16 protein-coding genes are annotated in these 18535 nt (G+C 72.7%); 9 read left to right on the plus strand and 7 right to left on the minus strand.

Features of this window, described 5'->3' with window-relative positions; all coding sequences use genetic code 11:
• Nucleotides 1-2: 2 nt before the first annotated feature.
• Nucleotides 3-1151: an aminotransferase class V-fold PLP-dependent enzyme gene (locus VFZ92_RS07460; protein ID WP_330875056.1), complete on the minus strand. Its 1149-nt coding sequence runs from the start codon at nt 1149-1151 to the stop codon at nt 3-5.
• On the minus strand, nt 1148-1864 hold the full coding sequence (locus VFZ92_RS07465; RefSeq protein WP_330875057.1) for a tryptophan 2,3-dioxygenase family protein: 717 nt from the start codon (nt 1862-1864) through the stop codon (nt 1148-1150). Before VFZ92_RS07465 ends, VFZ92_RS07460 begins: the two co-directional genes overlap by 4 nt.
• A gap of 168 nt (nt 1865-2032) precedes the next feature.
• Between VFZ92_RS07465 and VFZ92_RS07470 the strand changes: the two genes are divergently transcribed.
• From VFZ92_RS07470 to VFZ92_RS07480, 3 genes are read left to right on the plus strand one after another with little or no spacing between them, the layout of a single operon-like run.
• Nucleotides 2033-3121, plus strand: coding sequence for a glycerophosphodiester phosphodiesterase family protein (locus VFZ92_RS07470; RefSeq protein WP_330875058.1), 1089 nt, complete (start codon nt 2033-2035; stop codon nt 3119-3121).
• Nucleotides 3122-3169: 48 nt separating this feature from the next.
• Nucleotides 3170-5947: an alpha/beta fold hydrolase gene (locus VFZ92_RS07475; RefSeq protein WP_414719841.1), complete on the plus strand. Its 2778-nt coding sequence runs from the start codon at nt 3170-3172 to the stop codon at nt 5945-5947.
• On the plus strand, nt 5944-6804 hold the full coding sequence (locus VFZ92_RS07480) for an ABC transporter permease (RefSeq protein WP_330875059.1): 861 nt from the start codon (nt 5944-5946) through the stop codon (nt 6802-6804). The genes VFZ92_RS07475 and VFZ92_RS07480 overlap by 4 nt, the downstream gene beginning before the upstream one ends.
• 36 nt (nt 6805-6840) lie before the next feature.
• On the opposite strand, the gene VFZ92_RS07485 is transcribed toward VFZ92_RS07480, so the two are convergent.
• Nucleotides 6841-7395 carry a flavin reductase family protein gene (locus VFZ92_RS07485; RefSeq protein ID WP_330875060.1) on the minus strand — a complete coding sequence of 185 codons (555 nt, stop codon included), beginning with the start codon at nt 7393-7395 and terminating at the stop codon, nt 6841-6843.
• A gap of 87 nt (nt 7396-7482) precedes the next feature.
• Between VFZ92_RS07485 and VFZ92_RS07490 the strand changes: the two genes are divergently transcribed.
• From VFZ92_RS07490 to VFZ92_RS07505, 4 genes are all read left to right on the plus strand, one after another.
• Nucleotides 7483-8553: a GNAT family N-acetyltransferase gene (locus tag VFZ92_RS07490; protein ID WP_330875061.1), complete on the plus strand. Its 1071-nt coding sequence runs from the start codon at nt 7483-7485 to the stop codon at nt 8551-8553.
• Nucleotides 8553-9782 (plus strand): MFS transporter, encoded by a 1230-nt coding sequence (locus VFZ92_RS07495; protein WP_330875062.1) that lies wholly within the window; start codon nt 8553-8555, stop codon nt 9780-9782. Before VFZ92_RS07490 ends, VFZ92_RS07495 begins: the two co-directional genes overlap by 1 nt.
• A gap of 90 nt (nt 9783-9872) precedes the next feature.
• Nucleotides 9873-10877 (plus strand): aspartyl/asparaginyl beta-hydroxylase domain-containing protein, encoded by a 1005-nt coding sequence (locus VFZ92_RS07500; protein ID WP_330875063.1) that lies wholly within the window; start codon nt 9873-9875, stop codon nt 10875-10877.
• 68 nt (nt 10878-10945) lie between these two features.
• The gene (locus VFZ92_RS07505) at nt 10946-11875 is read left to right on the plus strand and encodes a GNAT family N-acetyltransferase (RefSeq protein WP_330875064.1); all 930 of its coding nucleotides are present in this window, start codon (nt 10946-10948) and stop codon (nt 11873-11875) included.
• A gap of 45 nt (nt 11876-11920) precedes the next feature.
• Here the strand turns inward: VFZ92_RS07505 and VFZ92_RS07510 are convergent, their stop codons facing one another.
• On the minus strand, nt 11921-12718 hold the full coding sequence (locus tag VFZ92_RS07510; RefSeq protein ID WP_330875065.1) for a S1 family peptidase: 798 nt from the start codon (nt 12716-12718) through the stop codon (nt 11921-11923).
• 253 nt (nt 12719-12971) lie between these two features.
• On the opposite strand from VFZ92_RS07510, the gene VFZ92_RS07515 reads away from it, so the two are divergent.
• Nucleotides 12972-13730, plus strand: coding sequence for an SDR family oxidoreductase (locus tag VFZ92_RS07515; RefSeq protein ID WP_330875066.1), 759 nt, complete (start codon nt 12972-12974; stop codon nt 13728-13730).
• A gap of 50 nt (nt 13731-13780) precedes the next feature.
• Nucleotides 13781-15748, plus strand: a complete 1968-nt coding sequence (locus VFZ92_RS07520) for an alpha-glucuronidase (RefSeq protein ID WP_330875067.1) — start codon at nt 13781-13783, stop codon at nt 15746-15748.
• Here the strand turns inward: VFZ92_RS07520 and VFZ92_RS07525 are convergent.
• From VFZ92_RS07525 to VFZ92_RS07535, 3 genes are read right to left on the minus strand one after another with little or no spacing between them, the layout of a single operon-like run.
• Nucleotides 15742-16257, minus strand: a complete 516-nt coding sequence (locus VFZ92_RS07525; protein WP_330875068.1) for a beta-galactosidase trimerization domain-containing protein — start codon at nt 16255-16257, stop codon at nt 15742-15744. The genes VFZ92_RS07520 and VFZ92_RS07525 overlap by 7 nt on opposite strands.
• A 46-nt stretch (nt 16258-16303) precedes the next feature.
• Nucleotides 16304-16990, minus strand: a complete 687-nt coding sequence (locus tag VFZ92_RS07530; RefSeq protein ID WP_330875069.1) for a glycosyl transferase — start codon at nt 16988-16990, stop codon at nt 16304-16306.
• On the minus strand, nt 16987-18498 hold the full coding sequence (locus VFZ92_RS07535; protein WP_330875070.1) for a GH39 family glycosyl hydrolase: 1512 nt from the start codon (nt 18496-18498) through the stop codon (nt 16987-16989). Before VFZ92_RS07535 ends, VFZ92_RS07530 begins: the two co-directional genes overlap by 4 nt.
• Nucleotides 18499-18535: the final 37 nt, after the last annotated feature.

The raw sequence follows: 18535 nt of genomic DNA on the forward strand, positions 1-18535 counted from the left end.
GGCTACCGCCCCGCTCTGGTCGAGGAGCGCAGGTCGCCGAGCACCGAGCACAGCGCCGCCACGTCGTCGGAGTCGTTGTAGTAGTGGAAGGACAGCCGGACCACGTCGCCCCGCGGGCTCACCGAGACGTTGCGGGCGGCCAGCGCGCGGGCCAGCGCGCCGGGATCCGGGTCCACCAGACCGATGTGCGCGCCGCGCCGCTCGGGCGGCAGGACGCGCACCTCTTCTCCCTGTCCGCCCAGCATCTCCGCGGCCAGCTCCGTCAGTTGCAGCACGTGCATACGCACCTCCGCGAGGTCGAGCGCTCCGATCAGGCCAAGGGCGGCGTTCGCCGCGTAGCAGGCGGGGACCGCCGGGGTGCCGGTCTCGAACCTGGTCGCGGCCGCCGGGAAGTCGAGGACGGCGGGGTCGAACGCGAACGGGTCCACCCGGCCGAACCAGCCCGTGAGCCGGGGGTCGCGGTCGGTGAGGTCCGGTGACCGCACGTAGAGGAAGGCGAGCCCCGGCAGGCCGGGCAGGTACTTCATGGCGCCCGCCACCAGGAAGTCGCAGTCGAGTTCGCCGACGTCCACGGGCTGCACGCCGACCGCCTGGTAGGCGTCGACGAACACCGCGGCACCCGCCGCGCGGGCGGCGCGGGTCACGTCGCCGACCGGCGACCGCAGTCCGCGCCCGTAGGTCACCAGCGGCACGGACACCAGCCTGGTGCGCCGGTCGACCAGCCCCGCCTGGTCCACGGGGTCGACCGCGTGCACGACGTCGGCGCCGCGCGGGCGCTGCGCCAGCCACACGTGCGAGAGCGAGGGGAACTCCTCGACGGTCGAGACGATCCTCCCGCGCCGCGAGTAGTCCAGTGTGGACGCGACCTGGTAGGCGCCGGTGGAGGCGTTGGGCACCAGCGCGACCTGGTCGGCGCTCGCGCCGATGAGGGCGGCGAACCCCTCGCGGGCGCCGCGGACCTGCTCCTCGAACTGCTCCCACGCCCCGCCGCCGCCGGTCATGTCGTCGGCCATCCGCAGCAGCGCGCGGTCCAGGTCGTCCGACCGCGCGCCGAGGCTGCAACTGGACAGGTGCGTCCTGCGCCCCAGCACCGGGAAGCGGGCGCGGAACGCGGTCGCGGTGACGGCGCCACCCGCCGTCGTGGCGGTCATGTCCGCGCCTCGGGGGGCTCGGCCATCGGCCCGGTCAGGGTCAGCTCGGTGCGGACGTCCCACAGCTCGGGGAAGAACTTGTAGGAGATCAGCTTCGCCAGCACGTCGACGGGGGTGCCCTGGGTGCCGACGACCTGGTGGCCGATCACGCGGGTGGCCATCTTGTAGTGCTGCACGCGCCACAGCGAGATCCGCTCGTCCCAGTCGATCATCGCCTCGGCGAGCCGCTGCTCCGCGCTGTCGACCTTGCTGCGGTACAGGTCCGCGAGGTCGATGCCGCGCCGCTGGACGAGGTCGCGGAAGACGCTCCCGAGGTGGCGGCTGCGCCGCTGCACGGACTTCCACCCCGGCGAGTCGGCGCCGGAACCGTGCCCCAGCACGGTCCTGATGGTCTGGAAGTCCCAAGGGGACAGGTGTCGCATCATCTCCAGCTGGTCGGTGACGAGCACGACGCCGAGCGACGCCCTGCCCAGCAGGCGGATGGCGGTGTCGAGGTTGTCCACGCCGATGCAGTCGGCGGCTTCCGCCACCTCGGCGCAGGCGAGCTTCAACCACAGCTCGGTGGACTGGTGCACGACCTGGAACAGCAGCTCGTCGCGGTGCACGACCTCGTCGGCACCGCGCTGCAACGACAGCAGGGTGTCGGTGCGCATGTACCGCGCGTAGTCGTCGCCGCCTTCGCCGGCCAGCACCTGCTGGGAGTAGTCCTTCATGTGGCGAACCTCTACTGTCGCGCAGCCTGGTGGACGATCACGACGGCGACGCTACGGAGCCCACCTATCATCCGGGTCTTCACCGGGCTCTCATCCGATTGCCCGCTCTCCTTGCGCACCACAGGATTGCCCCGACGAAGCCGTTCCAGCGCACGCCAGGAGAACACCATGACGAGCATCCCGTCCCCCGCACGGGCCGCCGCGGCCACCGCGGCCGTGCTGCTGCTCCACTTCGGCCTCGCGGCCCCGTCGGCGGCCACCGGGCCCACCGGCACGGCCCACGAGGCACGGCAGGGCCACGGCGCGCCGCTGGTGATCGGGCACCGGGGTTCCGCCGGGTACCGCCCCGAGCACACGGCCGCGTCCTACGAGCTGGCCGCCCGGATGGGCGCGGACTACCTCGAACCCGACCTGGTGTCCACGAAGGACGGTGTGCTGGTGTCCCGGCACGAGAACGAGATCGGGCAGTCGACCGACGTCGCCGACCACCCCGCGTTCGCCGACCGGAAGACCACCAAGACCGTCGACGGGTGGGAGATGACCGGCTGGTTCACCGAGGACTTCACCCTGGCCGAGCTGAAGACCCTGCGCGCCAAGGAGGCCCGTCCCGAGCTGCGCCCGGCGAACGCGGTCCACGACGGCCGGTACCCGATCATGACCTTCCAGGAGGTCGTCGACCTGAGCAGGACCCTGTCGCGCAGGCTCGGCCGCACGATCGGCGTCTACCCGGAGACCAAGCACTCGGCGTACTTCGCCTCGCTCGGCCTCCCGCTCGAACCCGCGCTCGTGCGCACCCTGGACGCCAACGGCCTGAACCGGCCCAACGCCAAGGTGTTCGTGCAGTCCTTCGAGGTCGACAACCTCAGGCGGCTCGACGCGCAGCTGCGGGTGCCGCTGGTCCAGCTCGTCTGGAGCGCGGACCAGGTGACCCCCGAGCGGCTGCGCGAGATCGCCGGGTACGCCGACGCGGTGGGCGCCGAGCAGACCATGGTCATCCCCTGGCGGGAGGACGGGACGCTGGGCGGCCCGACCGCGCTGGTCCGCCAGGCGCACCGGCTCGGGCTGGCCGTCCACGTCTACACCTTCGCCGCCGAGAACGAGTTCCTGCCCGCGGCCTACCGGTCGTCGGCGAACCCCGCGGACCACGGCAGGCTGGCCGACGAGCTGACGGCCTACTTCGCGGCCGGGGTCGACGGCGTGTTCAGCGACCACGTCGACGTCGCCGTGGCCGCGCGGCGGGCGCACGGGCACCGGTGACCGCTCGGCAAGACCCGGTTGATACGGGGCCCGCCTAGCGTCGTCCCCGTGAAGATCCGTTGGCAGGTCACGTGGTCGCGCGGCAGGCTGGTCGCGCTCGGTGCCGTCGTCGCGGTGCTGCTGGGCACGACGGTGGTGTGGGTGTCGGGCGGCGACCCGACGACCCGCCCGCTCCGGGTGGAGGAGGGCTTCGTCGAGGTCCCGGCGGCACCCGGTTCGGCGGAACGGGTGTCGCTGGAGACGAGCCTGTTCCTCCCCGAGCGCACGCCCGCGCCCGCGGTGCTGCTCGCGCACGGGTTCGGCGGCGACAAGCACAGCGTCGACACCGACGCCCGCGAGCTGGCCGAGGCCGGGTTCGTGGTGCAGACCTACTCCGCGCGCGGTTTCGGCCGCAGCACGGGGAAGATCGGGCTGAACGCCCCCGACGCCGAGGTCGCCGACGCCCGCGCGCTCGTCGACCGGCTGGCCGCTCGACCCGACGTCGTGCTGGACGGTCCCGGCGACCCGCGGATCGCGGTGTCCGGCGCCTCCTACGGCGGCTCGCTGTCGCTGCTGCTGGCGGGTACCGACCGGCGGGTCGACGCGCTGGTGCCGGTGATCACCTACAACGACCTCGCCCAGGGGCTGCTGCCGAACGCGGTCTCGGAGCGGGAGGTCGACGGCACGACACCGGCTCCCGGCGGGTTCGCCCCCGGCGGCGTGTTCAAGAGCTCGTGGGGCGGCTTCCTCTACTCGATGGGCCTGGACCCGGAGGTGTCGCCGGAGGACGAGCTGCGCCCCGTCGCGGCCCAGCGCGACACCGACCTCGGATCGGTGTGCGGCCGGTTCACCGACGAGGTGTGCCGCGCCTGGACCGAGGTCGCCACGACCGGCACCATGGGTGAGGAGACCCTGCGGCTGCTGAGCACCCTCTCCCCGGCGTCGGTCACCTCCGCCGTCACGGCGCCGACCCTGCTGGTGCAGGGCGAGCAGGACACCCTGTTCGGCCTCGACCACGCCGACGCCAACGCCCGGCAGATCACCGCGGCGGGCGGCGAGGTCCAGGTCGTCTGGTTCGCGGGCGGCCACGACGGCGCCTACCCGGACGAGGGGTTGCGCGGCCGGATCGTCGACTGGCTGCGGTTCCGCCTGCTGCGCGAGGGGGAGAACCCCTTCGGCGCCTTCGAGTACGACGTCCAGGGCGGCATCACGCCGGAGGGCACGCCGTCGGCGCGCACCGTCCGGACCGACTCCTACCCCGGTCTGCACCACGGCTCGACCCGCCGCGAGCAGCTCCGGCTCAGCGGCGACGAGCAGGTGGTCATCACCCCACCGGGCGGACTGCCCGCCGCGATCAGCGGGATGCCCGCGCTCAACGGACGTCTGGGCCAGACGTCGTGGATGGCGTCGCTGTTCAGCATGGACCTGCCGGGGCAGCAGGCGACCTTCACGTCGGGGCCGGTGGACGCGCAGCTGCTGGCGGCGGGCGCGGCCACGGTGCGGCTGCGGGTCTCCGCGGTCGGGCCGCCCGGTGACGGCGTGCTGTTCCTGAAGGTCTACGACAAGGACCCCAACGGCACCAGGACGCTGCCCGGCAACGCGGTCGCCCCGGTGCGCCTGCCGCCGCTGCCCGCCGACGGCTCGCCCGTCGAGGTCGACGTCGCTCTGGCGGGCATCGTGCGCCCCTTCGAGAACGGCCACGAACTCCAGCTGTCGGTCGCGACCACGGACCAGACCTACCGCACGCCCACCACGCCCGCGGCCTACCGGGTGTCGCTGGCGGGCCCGGTGGAGGTTCCCGTCGTGCCCGCGGTCCCGCTGGGGTCGGCGCTGCCCGTGGCCCAGCTGGCGGGCATCGGCGCCGTGCTCGCCGCGGTCGCGCTGCTGGCGGTCGTCGCCCGCGTGCGGCGGCGGCACGGGCGCGACGTCGACCCGGACCTGGTGGACACCCCGCTGGTGATCGACAGGCTGACGAAGGCGTACACCAGCGGCGTGACCGCGGTCGACGGGCTGTCGTTCCGGGTGGAGCGCGGCCAGGTCCTCGGCCTGCTCGGCCCGAACGGCGCGGGCAAGACGACCACGCTGCGGATGCTGATGGGCCTCATCACGCCGACCGGCGGCACGATCAGGGTGTTCGGCAGCCTCGTCACGCCCGGCGCGGCGGTGCTGTCGCGGATCGGCTCGTTCGTGGAGAGCGCGGGCTTCCTGCCGCACCTGTCCGGTGTGGAGAACCTGCGGGCGTACTGGGCGGCCACCGGCCGTCCCGCGGACGAGGCCCACCTGGACGAGGCGCTGGAGATCGCCGGGCTCGGCGACGCGGCGCACCGGCTGGTGAAGACCTACAGCCAGGGGATGCGGCAGCGGCTCGCCATCGCGCAGGCGATGCTGGGCCTGCCGGACCTGCTGGTGCTCGACGAGCCCGCCAACGGGCTGGACCCGCCGCAGATCCACGCGATGCGCGACGTGCTGCGCCGCTACGCGGCGGCGGGCCGAACGGTGCTGGTGTCCTCGCACCTGCTCGCCGAGGTGGAGCAGACCGCGACGCACGTCGTCGTGGTCCACCACGGGCACGTGATCGCGGCCGGGACGGTCGACGAGATCGCCTCGGCGGGCGGTGCCGCGAGCTTCGCGGTCGACCGGCCGGGTCTGGCCGCGACCGCGCTCGCCGCGGTCCCCGGCGTGACCGACGTGGACGTGGACGGCGGCGAGGTGCACGCGGTGCTGAACGGCGTGCCGTGCGGTGACGCCGTGGCGGCGCTGGTCGGGGCGGGCGTCTCGGTCGAGCGCGCCGGACCGAGGCGGCGGCTGGAAGACGCGTTCCTGCAACTGGTCGGAGAAGGATCATGAGCGAGGTTCAGGACATCGACGCGGTGCCGGGCTACCGGTCGTCGCGGACGCTCCGGCTCGGGGTCGAGCTGCGCAGGCAGCTCCGCCGCAGGCGGACCAAGCTGCTGCTCGGCATGGTCGTGGTGCTGCCGGTGGTGCTGGTGATCGCGTTCGGGATGGGTGAGGAGCCCGACCCCGACCGCCGCGGCGGCACCTTCGCCGACCTGGCGGTGGTGAGCGCGCCGAACTTCGTGGTGTTCGGGTTCTTCGTCGCGGGCTCGTTCCTGCTGCCGCTGGTGGTCGCGGTGCTCTTCGGCGAGACGGTCGCGGGCGAGGCGTCCTGGTCGAGCCTCAAGTACCTGCTCTCGATCCCGGTGCCGAGGCTGCGGCTGCTGCGGCAGAAGGCGCTGGCCGCCGGGGCGCTGTCGGCGCTCGCGCTGGTGCTCTTCCCGGCGACGGCGCTGCTGGTGGGCGTGATCTGGTACGGCGTCGGCGACGCGACCAGCCCGACCGGGGACGCGGTCCCCTTCGGCACGAGCGTGGTGGCGATGGCGATCACGACGGCGTACGTCGTGGTGCAGCTGAGCTGGATCGCCGGGTTCACGCTGTTCCTGTCGGTGTCGCTCGACGCACCGCTCGGCGCGGTCGGCGGTGGCGTGCTGGCGGTGGTCCTGTCGCAGATCCTGGACTCGATCACCGCGCTCGGCGGCGTCCGCGACTACCTGCCGACGCACCACGCGTTCGACTGGATCGACGTCTTCTCCACCACCGTCGACTGGACGGACATGGCCAACGGCGCGCTGCTCTCGCTCGGGTACACGGCCCTGTTCGGCGCGCTGGCCGCGTGGCGCTTCGCCCGCAAGGACATCACGAGCTGACCCCGCGGGGTGTCCTGGAGCCCGGCGGACCGGGCTTCAGGACACCCTGCGGATCGCCTGCGCGGGGCCGCGCCGGTGCCACACCAGACCGCCGCCGTCGCCGCTGTCGGGGTCGACGACCTCCACCACCCGACCGAGCAGGATCGTGTGGTCACCGCCGTCGCGCACCCCGCCCGGCGAGCAGATGATCCGCACCCGCACGTCGGTCAGCTCGGGCACGCAGCCGTGGCGCACGTTCTGCCCGGCGAACCGGTCGACCGGCGAGGCGAATCGCCGCGCCAATTCCTGTTGGCCCGGTTCGAGGACGTGCAGACAAATGCGCTCGGAATCGACGACCATGTCGTGGCTGAAATTCGCCCGGTTCAGGCACACCAGCACGAGAGGAGGTGACACCGACACCGAGCACACCGCGTTGACGGTGAGGCCGATGAGCGTTCCGGTCGGCCCGTAGCAGGTCAGGATGGCAAGGGGGGCGGGAAGCTGAGCCATCGCCCGACGGAAGGTCGCCACGTCGACAGAAGGCTGGTCATCCCGTTCAACAATGATTGAAGGCTCCACACCGCCACGGTAGGCGCGCGTCGTATCAGCCAACTCTCAACGATCGCGCACGCGCCGAGAATGACGTGAGACCGAGGTGAGACCGGCGCTGAATACCTTTCGCACAGGGAGGTACGCGGCATGACGATCACACACATCGGCCAGGGGACCGGATGGTTGCAGTCCGATCGACTGCCCGACCGGGTCGTGGCGAGCAGCCTGTACGACTCGGCGGGCTGGCTGCGCACGTGGGAGACCAACCCCGTCGAGCGGCGCACGCGGCACACCTACATCAGCGCGGAAGTGGCGGGCGGGGCGTCCGTCGTCCCGCTCTACGAAGTGACCCTGTCGCCGTTCTGGCACGGCTACGAGGTGCAGTGCGACCTCATCGGCCGGTTCGGCTCGCCCATCGTCTTCGCCGGGTCCACGTACTCCATGTACGGCAAGCGCGGGCACGTGCCCGCCGAGCTGGCCCGCGGCGCGCACGCGACCGCGATGGAGTGGATCTCCGGCGGTGACGCCGAGCTGCTGGTAGTGCCCAACCTCACCGCCGAGGGCGTCGACGACTGGCTGGCCGCCGTCGGACCGCCGGTCGGCAAGGTGCTGCTGGAGCGCACGTACAGCTGCGACACGGCGGGCACGTTCACCGACCACCTGGTCACCAAGCTGCCCAACAAGATCAAGCGGGACGTCGAGCGGCGGCTGCGCCGCTCCGAGGAGCGCGGCCTGCGCGTGCGGATGGTCGAGGGCCCCGACGCGCACGACCTGGTGCGCCACGCCTACCCGCTGACCGTCGACACCAGCGACAAGAACGACTGGCCCGCGCTGTTCACCGAGGACGCGCTGAACTCGATGCTGCGGGTGCCCGGAGCCATGATGCTCGCCGCCGAGGTCGACGGCAGGCTGGTCGGCGCGTTCTTCGCGTTCCGGCACGGCGACGAGGTCACCTACATGTGCGGGGGCGTCGAGTACGCCGGCCTCAAGGAGCTGAGCACGTACGTGGCGCTCATGTACGGCGGCACGAAGTGGGCCTACGACAACGGCATGCGCCGGATCGAGTGGGGCCGCGACAACTACAGGTTCAAGGAGAAGCACGGTTTGACCGGCACCGACCTCTGGGCGCTCGTCTACGCCCCGGAAGCCCGCCCCGACCTCGTCCCGGCGCTGAACGGCATGCACGACCTGCTGTCGGCCTACATCGAGGGCACGTGATGGGCCCCGGACAGCGCCGAGCCGCGCTGCTGCTCATCGCGGTCATCAGCGTCAACGCGTCGTACACGGTGCTGATCCCGTTCGTCCCCGACCTCGAGGACCGGGTGGGGGCGAGCCCCGCGGTCATCGCGCTGATGTTCGCGCTGTTCGCGGCCACCAAGACGCTGGCCCAACCCGTCGGCGGCTGGTGGGTGGACCGCTGGCGCGCCAACGGTGTCGCGTGCGCCTCCCTGCTCATCGCCACGGCCGGCATCGTGGTCACCGCGTACGCCGGGGACTCCGCCACGCTGCTCGCGGGCCGCGCGCTGTGGGGTGTGGGCGAGGGGCTGGTGTCCCCCGCGCTCTACGCCGGGATGGCCGCGCTGTGCAAGCACTACGACATCTCCACGAGCCGGATGATGGGCAACTTCGGCTCGGCCGCCGTGGCCGGGTTCCTGCTCGGTCCGCTGATCGCCGGGGTGGCCACGCCGCTCGGCCTCGAAGCGCTGTTCCTCGTCGGCGCCGTCATCACGGCCGCCACCGCCTTCGGCCTGCTGAGCGCCATCCCGTCGAAGGCCGTCCTCCCGGCCGAAGAGGACACGTCGATGTCCGTCCCCGTCTCCGGCACCGCTCCGGTGACCAGGTGGTGGATCTGGGTGCTCGTGCTCGGCGGCCTGGACATGTTCACCGCGTTCATCTACTCGGCGCTGGAACCCGTGCTCCCGCTCTACCTCAGCTCCGCGCAGGACAGCTCGGCCAGGTCGGCCATCTCGGTCGTGTTCGTCGCCGGGCTCGCCGCGTCGGGACTGGGCATGTGGCTGCTCGGCCGCTTCGCCGAGCGGCTGCGCCTGGTCACCATGATCCAGATCGGTCTCGGCTTCATGTCCGTCGGCCTCGCCGGTGTGGCCATCAGCGCGAGCACGGTGCCGGTCGCGGCGTGGTTCGTGGTGTTCATGATCGGGTACGCGGCGCTCTTCCTGAGCGCGCGGCGGGGCATCGTCGAGCTGAAGTCGGCCTCGGCCAACCAGGGCAAGGCGTTCGGGCTGTTCGGGTTCATCTCCGACGTCGGCAACATCTTCGGCCCGATCGCGGGCGTCGTGCTCTACCAGCTCACCGGCAGGTTCTCGTTCGTGGTGCTGGGCGGCCTGAGCGGCCTCCTGCTCGCCGCGCTGTTCCTCGCGGCGGGCCGCACCAGGGCGCTGCTGCCGAGCGGCAGGACGACAACACCGGCGCCCGAACCCGTCGGGTGACGTGAGACGGGGAGGAGAAGCACCCGATACCGGCTGCCAACACAGTGGCAGGAGAAGCGAAACCGAGCAGAACCCGGAGATGCCACCACCATGACCGCCCCATACAGGCTGTGCGAGGCCCACGTCGGCACCCACCCGTCCGCCGTCCGACTGCTGCCGACGTTCGACGTGGCGCGGCTGCTCGACGACCTGAAGGTCCTCGACAGCCACCAGTGGTCGTTGCAGACGACGTTCGAGACCACCGGTCCCGCCGAGGAGGCCGACTTCGACTGGCGCGCGCTCCCGTTGCGCAGCCCCACGGGCAGCGAGCTGCGCACCGATCCCGGCGGCGCGGGTCTCGACGACTTCGCCGACACGAAGTGGCTCGCCGAAGCGCCGTACCTGGCCGAGGTCCTCGCCTCGATCCCCGCTCCGCTGCGCTGCGTCCGGCTGCTCGCGCTCGGGCCCGGTGCGCAGAGCGAGCTGCACTTCGACACCAAGATCGGGTTCCCGTGGGCGAACCTCCGCCTGCACGTGCCGCTGATCACCAACCCCGGCGCCACGCTGCTGATGGACGGCGACCTGCACGTGTGGGAGCCCGGCACGTTCTGGTTCGGCGACTTCTGCCGGATGCACCAGGTGGAGAACACCGGCAAGCGCAAGCGCGTCCACATGGTCGTCGACACCACCCTCACCCCCGAGCTGCTGGCGCTGTTCCCGCCGGAGTTCCGGGAGGCGATGGACCCCGAGGACGTGCTCTTCAACAGCCCGGTGGTGCCGCTCGACGACCTGGAGCGCTACCCCTGCGAGTTCACCGTCCCCCTGTCGTTCACCGACTTCGAGGAGGCGGAGGGCGAGTTCACCCGGCCGCAGCAGTACCTCCCGGCGAGCGTGGACGTCGACGGCGACCGGCTGGTGCTCTCGGTGGACGGCAAGCCGACGTTCGGCCTCGTCCACATCGGCGACGGCGAGTTCCGCTTCTCCGGCTGGACCGACGAGCGCACGGTCCAGCTCGTGCTCGACGGTGACCGCCCGACGGTCGTCCTGCGCACCCGCCACGGCGGGCGGGAGCAGCGGCTGGACGTGCACGCCGCCGTCCGCGCCCCCGCCGTCTGACCCACACCACCGAGTCCCGCCGGGCGCGGCTACCGCCCGGCGGGACGCTCCACGTCGAGGAGGCGCGCATGGACGTCAGTACCGACCTCGGGCTGACGACCGGCCTGATCACCGTCCAGGAGGCGCTCGGCGCGGACTGGGGTGCGACGGCCGGGCTGGACCTGGTCCGCGTCGTCGACCCCCCGCCGGACTCCTGGCCCGCCCTGCACGCCGCGGGTTTCCGGGTGCACCCCTCGTGGATCACCTGGACCGCTCCCGTCGGCGCGTCGGAGGACGAGTTCCTGGCGCGGCTGGACGGCAAGGAGCGCCGCAGCATCCGGGCCGGGCAGCGCTTCGCCTCGGAGCGGGGCATCGGGATGAAGGTGGTCACCCCGCTCGACGCGCAGTCGTTCGACGTGTTCCTCGGCCTGTACGAGCCCCAGATCGCGGCGATGCGGCACGGCGTGCCCTACGCCGCGCTGGAGCGCGACGAGATACTGGAGCAGGGCGACGACTACTTCGCCGTGCAGGCGTTCGCGGCGGACGAGCTGGTGGGCTCGTGCGTGTGCCGGATCCGCCGGGACATCTCCACGGTGGTGATCCGCTTCGCGACGACGGCGCCGGGCAGCCGCCAGCAGCGCCTGGTGCGGGCCCTGTACATGAAGGTGTTCCAGACGGCCAGGGAGATGGGCCACGCCGAGATCTCCCTCGGCACCGACCCCGCGCTGTACGGCCACCTGACCAGGCCGGGCCTGTTCTCGTTCAAGAGCGGGCTGGGTTTCACCCCGGTGCCCGCGCGGCTGTTCGGCTCGATGGACGACCCGGACGAGGCCACGATGGCGCTGCGCCTCGACTCGCTCACCGACCCGTCCCTGCTGGTGTCCTACGACGTGGGCGGAACCGGGCGGGCCACGGCACCACCGCTGCGGCTGACCGTGCTGGCGGGCGACCCGGACACCGACACCTCCCCCTACGGCGCGCCGTTCCTGACCGGGGTGGACGTGCTGGCGGTCGGTTGAGCCGGTACGGGGCACCCCTCGTGGATCCGAGGGGTGCCCCGCTCGTCACCCCCTCCGCATCGACGCGACCGCGCCCGCGATCCACCGGGACTCGACCGCGACGGACGTGAACGACGCGTACCTCGCCCCCGGCTTGTCGGAGAACAGCGACACGACACCGACCTGCCGGACACCGCCGCGACCGTCGCCGACCAGCAGCGGCCCGCCGGAATCGCCGTAGTTCACCGCGGCCCGGTTCCCGCTGGCGCAGATCGAACCCGCCCCGTGCGACGGCGGGTTCCACATCACGTCCGCGCCGCAGGCCGAATCCCGTTCGACGACCAGGTGCGCGCCCCTCAACGACGTCGGGGCGGTCCCGTGGTCCGGCGGCGCGTCCGTGTACCCCCAGCCGACCGTGACGGCGTGGTCCCTCGTCGACGGCTCACCACGTCCCAGCCGCACGGTGGGCGCGGACTGCGGCGACGCGAGCAGCACCACGGCGACGTCCCCCCGGTTGTCGACGGTCAGGTCGTACTCGGCCGGGACCCGGCGGTCCACGACGGGGACCCGCTGGGCGCGGGGCCAGCCGGGCACGTCGACACCGACCACGGCGACCAGGTCGGTCGGTCCGGCGTCGGCGACGCAGTGCGCCGCGGTCAGGACGACGTCGGGCGCGATGAGCGTGCCGCCGCAGAAGTGGTCGTCAGGAGCCTCGGCGAAGCGCAGCGACACCATGAAGCGGTACTGCCGGAAGGGCGCGTCGTAGCCGTTGTGGATGGCGAGGGCGGCAGGCGGCGGTGCCACCGCTGCCAGCAGGACCGCCCCGACCACCGCCGCCACGAGGCGGCGGGCCAGAAAGCGCATCGGAACCTCCAGGTGTGGACAACAGGAACCCGGCGTGCCCGCGGTTGACGCACCGCGCACACGTCCGCTCCCCACGGTCGCGCCCCGCGCTCTCCCCCGGCTCTCAGCCGCTCGGCCCGCCCAGCACCCGTTCCGGCTCACGTCGGCAGGATCGGGCAAGGATCCGCGATCTTTGCCCTCACACCCCCGCGGCTCGGAGCGGTTGACTGCCACCACACCGGTCCAGCACGCGAGAAGCGGGGAGAAACCCACCATGAGGATCGCCGTCGTCACCGGCGCCAGCTCCGGGATCGGCCGGAGCGCCGCCGTCCAGATCGCCAAGCGCGGCGCGGGCGCCGTCGTCACCTACGGCAAGAACAAGGAGGGCGCGCTGGACACCGTCGCGGAGATCGAGCGCGGCGGCGGACAGGCCGTCGCCCTACCGCTGGACGTCGGTGACAGCGCGGCCTTCCCCGCGTTCCGCGACTCGGTGGCCGAGGCCCTGCGCGGAACCTGGGGGACGGACGAGTTCCACTACCTGGTGAACAACGCGGGCTTCGGGCAGAGCGCGCCGTTCGAGGACACGACCGAGGAGATGTTCGACGCGCTCACGCGGGTCCTGCTCAAGGGGCCGTACTTCCTCACCCAGGCGCTCCTGCCGATCATGGCGGACGGCGGCGCGATCGTGCACACGGCCAGCAACTCCGGCCTGCCGCACTGCGTGGAGGTCGGCTACTCCGCCTACGGCACGATGAAGGGCGGTCTCATGGTGCTCACCAGGTACATGGCCAAGGAGTTCAGCGGGCGGGGCATCCGGGTCAACTCGGTCGCGCCCGGCGCCACCAGGACGCGGATCGGCGGCGACGCCTTCGACAGGTACCCGGAGGTCATCCCGCCGATCGTCGAGAGGACCGCGCTGGGCCGTCTCGGCGAGCCAGACGACATCGGCCTCGTCATCGCCTCGCTGCTGTCGGACGACTCGCGCTGGGTGACCGCGCAGAACATCGAGGTCTCGGGCGGCTACCACCTCTGACCCGGCGGGCGGCCCTTGCCCGGCCGCGGAACCCTGTTTAAGTTCATTGCATGAACGATTACTCCGTCGCGGCGCTGCCGGAGGGTGTCGACCCGGCCTGGCTGCCGCCGTCCGCGTTCCGCCCGCTCGGTTCCCGCCGGGTGCGGGTCGTCGGGGACGGGCCGCTCGTCGCCACGGTGCGCGGCGAGGTCGCCGCGGCGGTGCGCGACCACGGCGGCGAGGTGGTCGGCGACGGAGCGGTGGACCTGGAACTGGTCGGCACGAACGACTCCGGCGGTGATCCGGAGGCGTTCACCGTGGAGCGCACGGCGACGACCACCACGGTCCGCGCGAGCGGCGCCGGACTGCTCTACGGCCTCCACCACGTCGTCCGCCTGGGTGAAGCAGCTTTCAGCGCCGCCGCGGCGGGGGAGTTCGCCCCCCGCCAGCCGATCCGGATGCTCGACCACTGGGACAACGTCGACGTCCACCCCGTGATGGGCCAGGTCGAACGCGGGTACGCGGGCGGCTCGCTGTTCTACGACGACGGCGCGGTGCGGTCCGACCTGAGCCGGGTGGCCGCCTACGCGCGGCTGCTCGGCTCGATCGGCGTCAACCGGGTCGGTCTCAACAACGTCAACGTGCACCGCACCGAGGCGCGGCTGCTGACCGACCTGCTGCCCGACGTGGTGCGGCTCGCCGACGTGTTCCGCCCGCACGGGATCAGGGTGGGCCTGTCGGTGAGCTTCGCCTCGCCGGTGGTGCTCGGCGGGCTGGCCACGTCGGACCCCCTCGACCCCGAGGTGCGCGACTGGTGGGCCCGCACGACGGCCGCCGTGTACGCCGCGATCCCCGACTTCGCGGGCTACGTCGTCAAGGCCGACTCCGAGGGCCAGCCGGGGCCGTTCGCCTACGGCCGCGACCACGCCGACGGGGCGAACGCGCTGGCACGGGCGGTGAAGCCGTTCGGCGGCACGGTGTTCTGGCGGGCGTTCGTCTACGACCACCACCAGGACTGGCGCGACCGGTCGACGGACAGGGCGCGCGCCGCGCACGACCACTTCGCCCCGCTGGACGGCGGGTTCGACGACAACGTGGTCCTCCAGGTGAAGGCGGGTCCGATCGACTTCCAGCCGCGCGAACCGGTGTCGCCGGTGATCGCGTCCATGCCGAGCACGCGGCTGGCCGCGGAGTTCCAGGTGACCCAGGAGTACACCGGGCAGCAGAAGCACGTCTGCTACCTGGTCCCGCAGTGGCGGGAGGTGCTGGCGTTCCGGCCGTGGGGCGACGGGGGCGGCGCGGTCGCGGACGCGGTGGCCGGGGTGGTGGCCGTGTCGAACGCGGGCACCGACCCGTTCTGGACCGGGCACCCGTTGGCGCAGGCCAACCTCTACGGGTTCGGCAGGCTCGCGTGGGACGACCGGCTGGCGCAGGGTGCCGTGCTGGACGAGTGGATCGGCCTGACGTTCGCCGACGACGGCGTGCGGGAGGCGCTGCACCGGGTGATGGACGACTCGTGGCGCACCTACGAGCGGTACACCGCTCCGCTCGGCGTCGGGTTCATGGTCAACCCCAGCGGCCACTACGGGCCCGCCGTCGACGGCTACGAGTACTCCCGCTGGGGCACCTACCACTTCGCCGACCGCGACGGCGTCGGCGTGGACCGCACGCGGGCGACCGGCACCGGGTTCACCGGCCAGTACCCGGCGCCGTGGCGGGACGTCTACGAATCGCTCGACACCTGCCCGGACGAGCTGCTGCTGTTCTTCCACCACGTCCCGTACGACCACGTCCTGCACTCCGGCACCACCGTGGTCCAGCACATCTACGACACCCACTTCGACGGCCACGACGAGGTCCGCCGCACGGCCGCCACCTGGGCGGCGCTGGAGGGCCGGGTGCCCGCCGCGGTGTTCGACCGCGTCACCGACCTGCTCACCGAGCAGCTCCGGTGCGCGACCGAGTGGCGCGACCAGGTCAACACCTACTTCCACCGCAAGTCCGGCGCACCGGACGGCCGGGGCAGGCGGATCTACTGACAGCGCAGCAGGACCACCGCCGCCGGGTCGAGCACCACCTCGTCCCCGGCGGCGCGGGCCGCGCCCCCCAGCAGGTCGACACCGTCGGCCGGGCAGGGCACGACGACGCGGGAACCGCTGTGGTTCAGCAGGAACAGGTGCCGCACGCCCTCCTCCGTGACGCGCTCGGCGACCTCGACGTCCGGCACGTCGGCCAGCGGTCCGGCGAGCCCGTGCTCGTCCAGCACCGCCCGCACCACCGCGGCCACACCGGGGTCGTCGAGCAGGGTCGCCACGTACCAGGCGCTGCCGCCGCCCCGCGCGGCGCGGGTGACCGCGGGCGTCCCGGCGTAGAAGTCGGCGCCGTAGGTCCCGAGCACCTCCGTGGAGGGCTCCGGCACCACCACCTCGAACACGTGCCGGGCGTCGTGCTCGACCGCCCCGAACCGCACGGGGTTCACGACGTCGGGCCGCTGGGCGTCGGTCTCCTCCACCCGCAGCCCGAGCAGTCCGGCGAACGGTCTCGGCACGTCGGCCACTCCTCGGGGTCGTAGTCGCCGCCGTAGGCGATCCGGCTCACGCGGTGAACCTCCCGGTGGCGTCGCGCAGCACCGGTTCGGCGGTGCGCAGCAGGACGTGCGTGAGGGGTGAGGCGAGCAGGAGGAGGACCCAGTCCGACGTCAGCACCACGGTCCCGGCCGCCGCGACGAGCAGCGACGCCGTGCCGAGCGTGGTGGCCGGGCGGGCGCCGAGGTAGTACCCGGCCAGCCGCACGAGGTCCCGCGTGCGCAGCGAGAGCGCGGACGACAGGACGAGCGCCTGCGCCGACCAGAGCAGGACCGCCAGCCCCACCAGCAGAAGCACCAGGCCGTACCCGGCGGGCACGCCCGCCACGTCCAGGTTCGCCAGGGTGAAGCCCAGCACGGTGAGCACCACCAGCGCGGGCGGCCACCAGCGCAGCACGTCGAGCCAGTTGAGCCGGTAGCCGCGCCAGAAGTGCGCGGCGGGCGACAGGTCGCGGTCGGCGAGGAACACGCGCCAGGCGAAGATCGCCGCCGACAGCGCCGGGGCCACCGGCACGAAGCAGAGGCCGATCAGCGGCGCGTTCCCGCTCCCTCCCGCCAGCAGCACGACCGCCGCGAGCGCCGGGGCCGTCGTGAGCACCACCAGCACCTCGATCACGAGCAGCCAGTAGACGACGGCCGCCGAGCGCGCCAGGAACCCACCGCCGATCTCGGCCGCCGGGTCGGGTGCGGGCCTCACCGCTCGTGCTCCGCGACGAGCCGGTCGTCGGAGGCACCGAGCAGCCGCCGGTCGTCCAGGCCCGCGTACCCCTGCGGGCGCACCGGCAGCACCTCGACGAACGTGACCTCGTGGCGGGCCAGCGGGAGCCGCAGCTCCACCCGCTCGCCGTGGACCGCGACCGACCGGTGCTCGACGGCCGGGCGGGCGCAGTCGCGCAGCAGGTCGAACGTCCTGAGGTCCGGCGACGCGGGTCGGCCGAGTTCCCGCCACGCGGCGAAGGCGTTGCCGTCGTGCTCGTTCACCCGCTCCCGGCGGACGAACGCGCGGGCGGCCCGCACGGGCAGCGACACCCGGACCTCGTGCCGGTCGGGCGCGTCCGGGCCGTCGGTGCCGCCGACCGGCTGCCACGCCAGCACGGTGACCCGGCCGTCGTCGTCGGCGCAGACCAGGTGGTCCTCGCCGCGCGCGAGCACCCACGCGCCCATCCTGGCCAGGAACGCGTAGAGGTGGTAGGTCGGCTTGGGCACCTGGCGGTGGGTCAGCAGGCCGAATCCGCCGTGGAACACCGAGGTGGGCACGTTGTCCTCCTCGAACACGTCGCAGAACGTCCAGTAGGAGTAGGAGTCCACGAGGTCGAGGCCGCCGACGAGGACCGGCGCCAGGTAGGCGGCGTTGTAGGCCGTGTCGTGGATCGGGTTGTCCGGCCGGTAGGAGGTGTTGAACTCCGTGATGTGCACGGGCAGCCCCGCGAGGGCCGTGCCCGCCAGGTGCTTGCGGGGCGCGTCGAACTGGTCGAGCAGCTCCTGCGGCGCGGTCAGCGTCTGGTAGGTGCCGAACGGGATGGGCTGGGCGGGACCGGAGGCGTAGGCGTGCCTGCTGACGAAGTCGACCGGCACGTCCCGGCGCGCCACGAAGTCGGCGAACGGCTCCCACCACCCGTCCGCTCCGGGGGACAGCGCGGGACCGCCCACCTGGAGGCCCGCGTCGACGTCCTTGACGGCCCGCGCGGTGTTCTCGTAGAGCCGGAAGTACGCCTGCTGGTCGGCGTCCTTCCAGAAGTCCACCAGGTTCGGCTCGTTCCACACCTCGACGGGCCACGTGCGCACCTCGTCGAGGCCGTAGCGGTCGACGAGGTGGCGGAGCACGGCCCGCACCAGGGCGGCCCACTCGTCCGGGTCGCGGGGCGGGGTGATGTTGCCCTTCCACCAGAACACCGTGTCCTCGCCGGAGGCGAGCGCCGTCGGCATGAAGCCCAGCTCGACGAACGGCCGGACGCCCAGCTCCAGGTAGCTGTCGAACACCTGGTCCAGGTAGGTGAACGAGTAGCGCACGCTGCCGTCCACCGAGGACTTGCGGTGCACGCCCATGTCGTCGGACAGCAGCCCGTGGCCGCGGATGTGGCGGAAGCCGATGTCGCGCTGGACGAGCGCGAGCGACTCCCGGTAGTCCGACCGCAGGGCCAGGTTGAGCCTCCCGGTGCCCACGCAGTGGCGCCACGAGTCGGACAGGCGATGGGTGGGGTTCACGGGTGCCACTCCCCTGGGTCGGTGCGGGGCGGGGCGG

Source organism: Umezawaea sp., assembly GCF_036375055.1.
In the GTDB taxonomy this organism is placed as follows: Bacteria; Actinomycetota; Actinomycetes; order Mycobacteriales; family Pseudonocardiaceae; genus Umezawaea.

Bases quoted from the DNA above. Each gene is read 5' to 3' on its own strand.
- VFZ92_RS07470 (WP_330875058.1), top strand. From the start codon at position 2,033: ATGACGAGCATCCCGTCCCCCGCACGGGCCGCCGCGGCCACCGCGGCC.
- VFZ92_RS07460 (WP_330875056.1), bottom strand. From the start codon at position 1,151: ATGACCGCCACGACGGCGGGTGGCGCCGTCACCGCGACCGCGTTCCGC.
- VFZ92_RS07505 (WP_330875064.1), top strand. From the start codon at position 10,946: ATGGACGTCAGTACCGACCTCGGGCTGACGACCGGCCTGATCACCGTC.
- VFZ92_RS07510 (WP_330875065.1), bottom strand. From the start codon at position 12,718: ATGCGCTTTCTGGCCCGCCGCCTCGTGGCGGCGGTGGTCGGGGCGGTC.
- VFZ92_RS07495 (WP_330875062.1), top strand. From the start codon at position 8,553: ATGGGCCCCGGACAGCGCCGAGCCGCGCTGCTGCTCATCGCGGTCATC.
- VFZ92_RS07520 (WP_330875067.1), top strand. From the start codon at position 13,781: ATGAACGATTACTCCGTCGCGGCGCTGCCGGAGGGTGTCGACCCGGCC.
- VFZ92_RS07465 (WP_330875057.1), bottom strand. From the start codon at position 1,864: ATGAAGGACTACTCCCAGCAGGTGCTGGCCGGCGAAGGCGGCGACGAC.
- VFZ92_RS07480 (WP_330875059.1), top strand. From the start codon at position 5,944: ATGAGCGAGGTTCAGGACATCGACGCGGTGCCGGGCTACCGGTCGTCG.
- VFZ92_RS07490 (WP_330875061.1), top strand. From the start codon at position 7,483: ATGACGATCACACACATCGGCCAGGGGACCGGATGGTTGCAGTCCGAT.
- VFZ92_RS07515 (WP_330875066.1), top strand. From the start codon at position 12,972: ATGAGGATCGCCGTCGTCACCGGCGCCAGCTCCGGGATCGGCCGGAGC.
- VFZ92_RS07500 (WP_330875063.1), top strand. From the start codon at position 9,873: ATGACCGCCCCATACAGGCTGTGCGAGGCCCACGTCGGCACCCACCCG.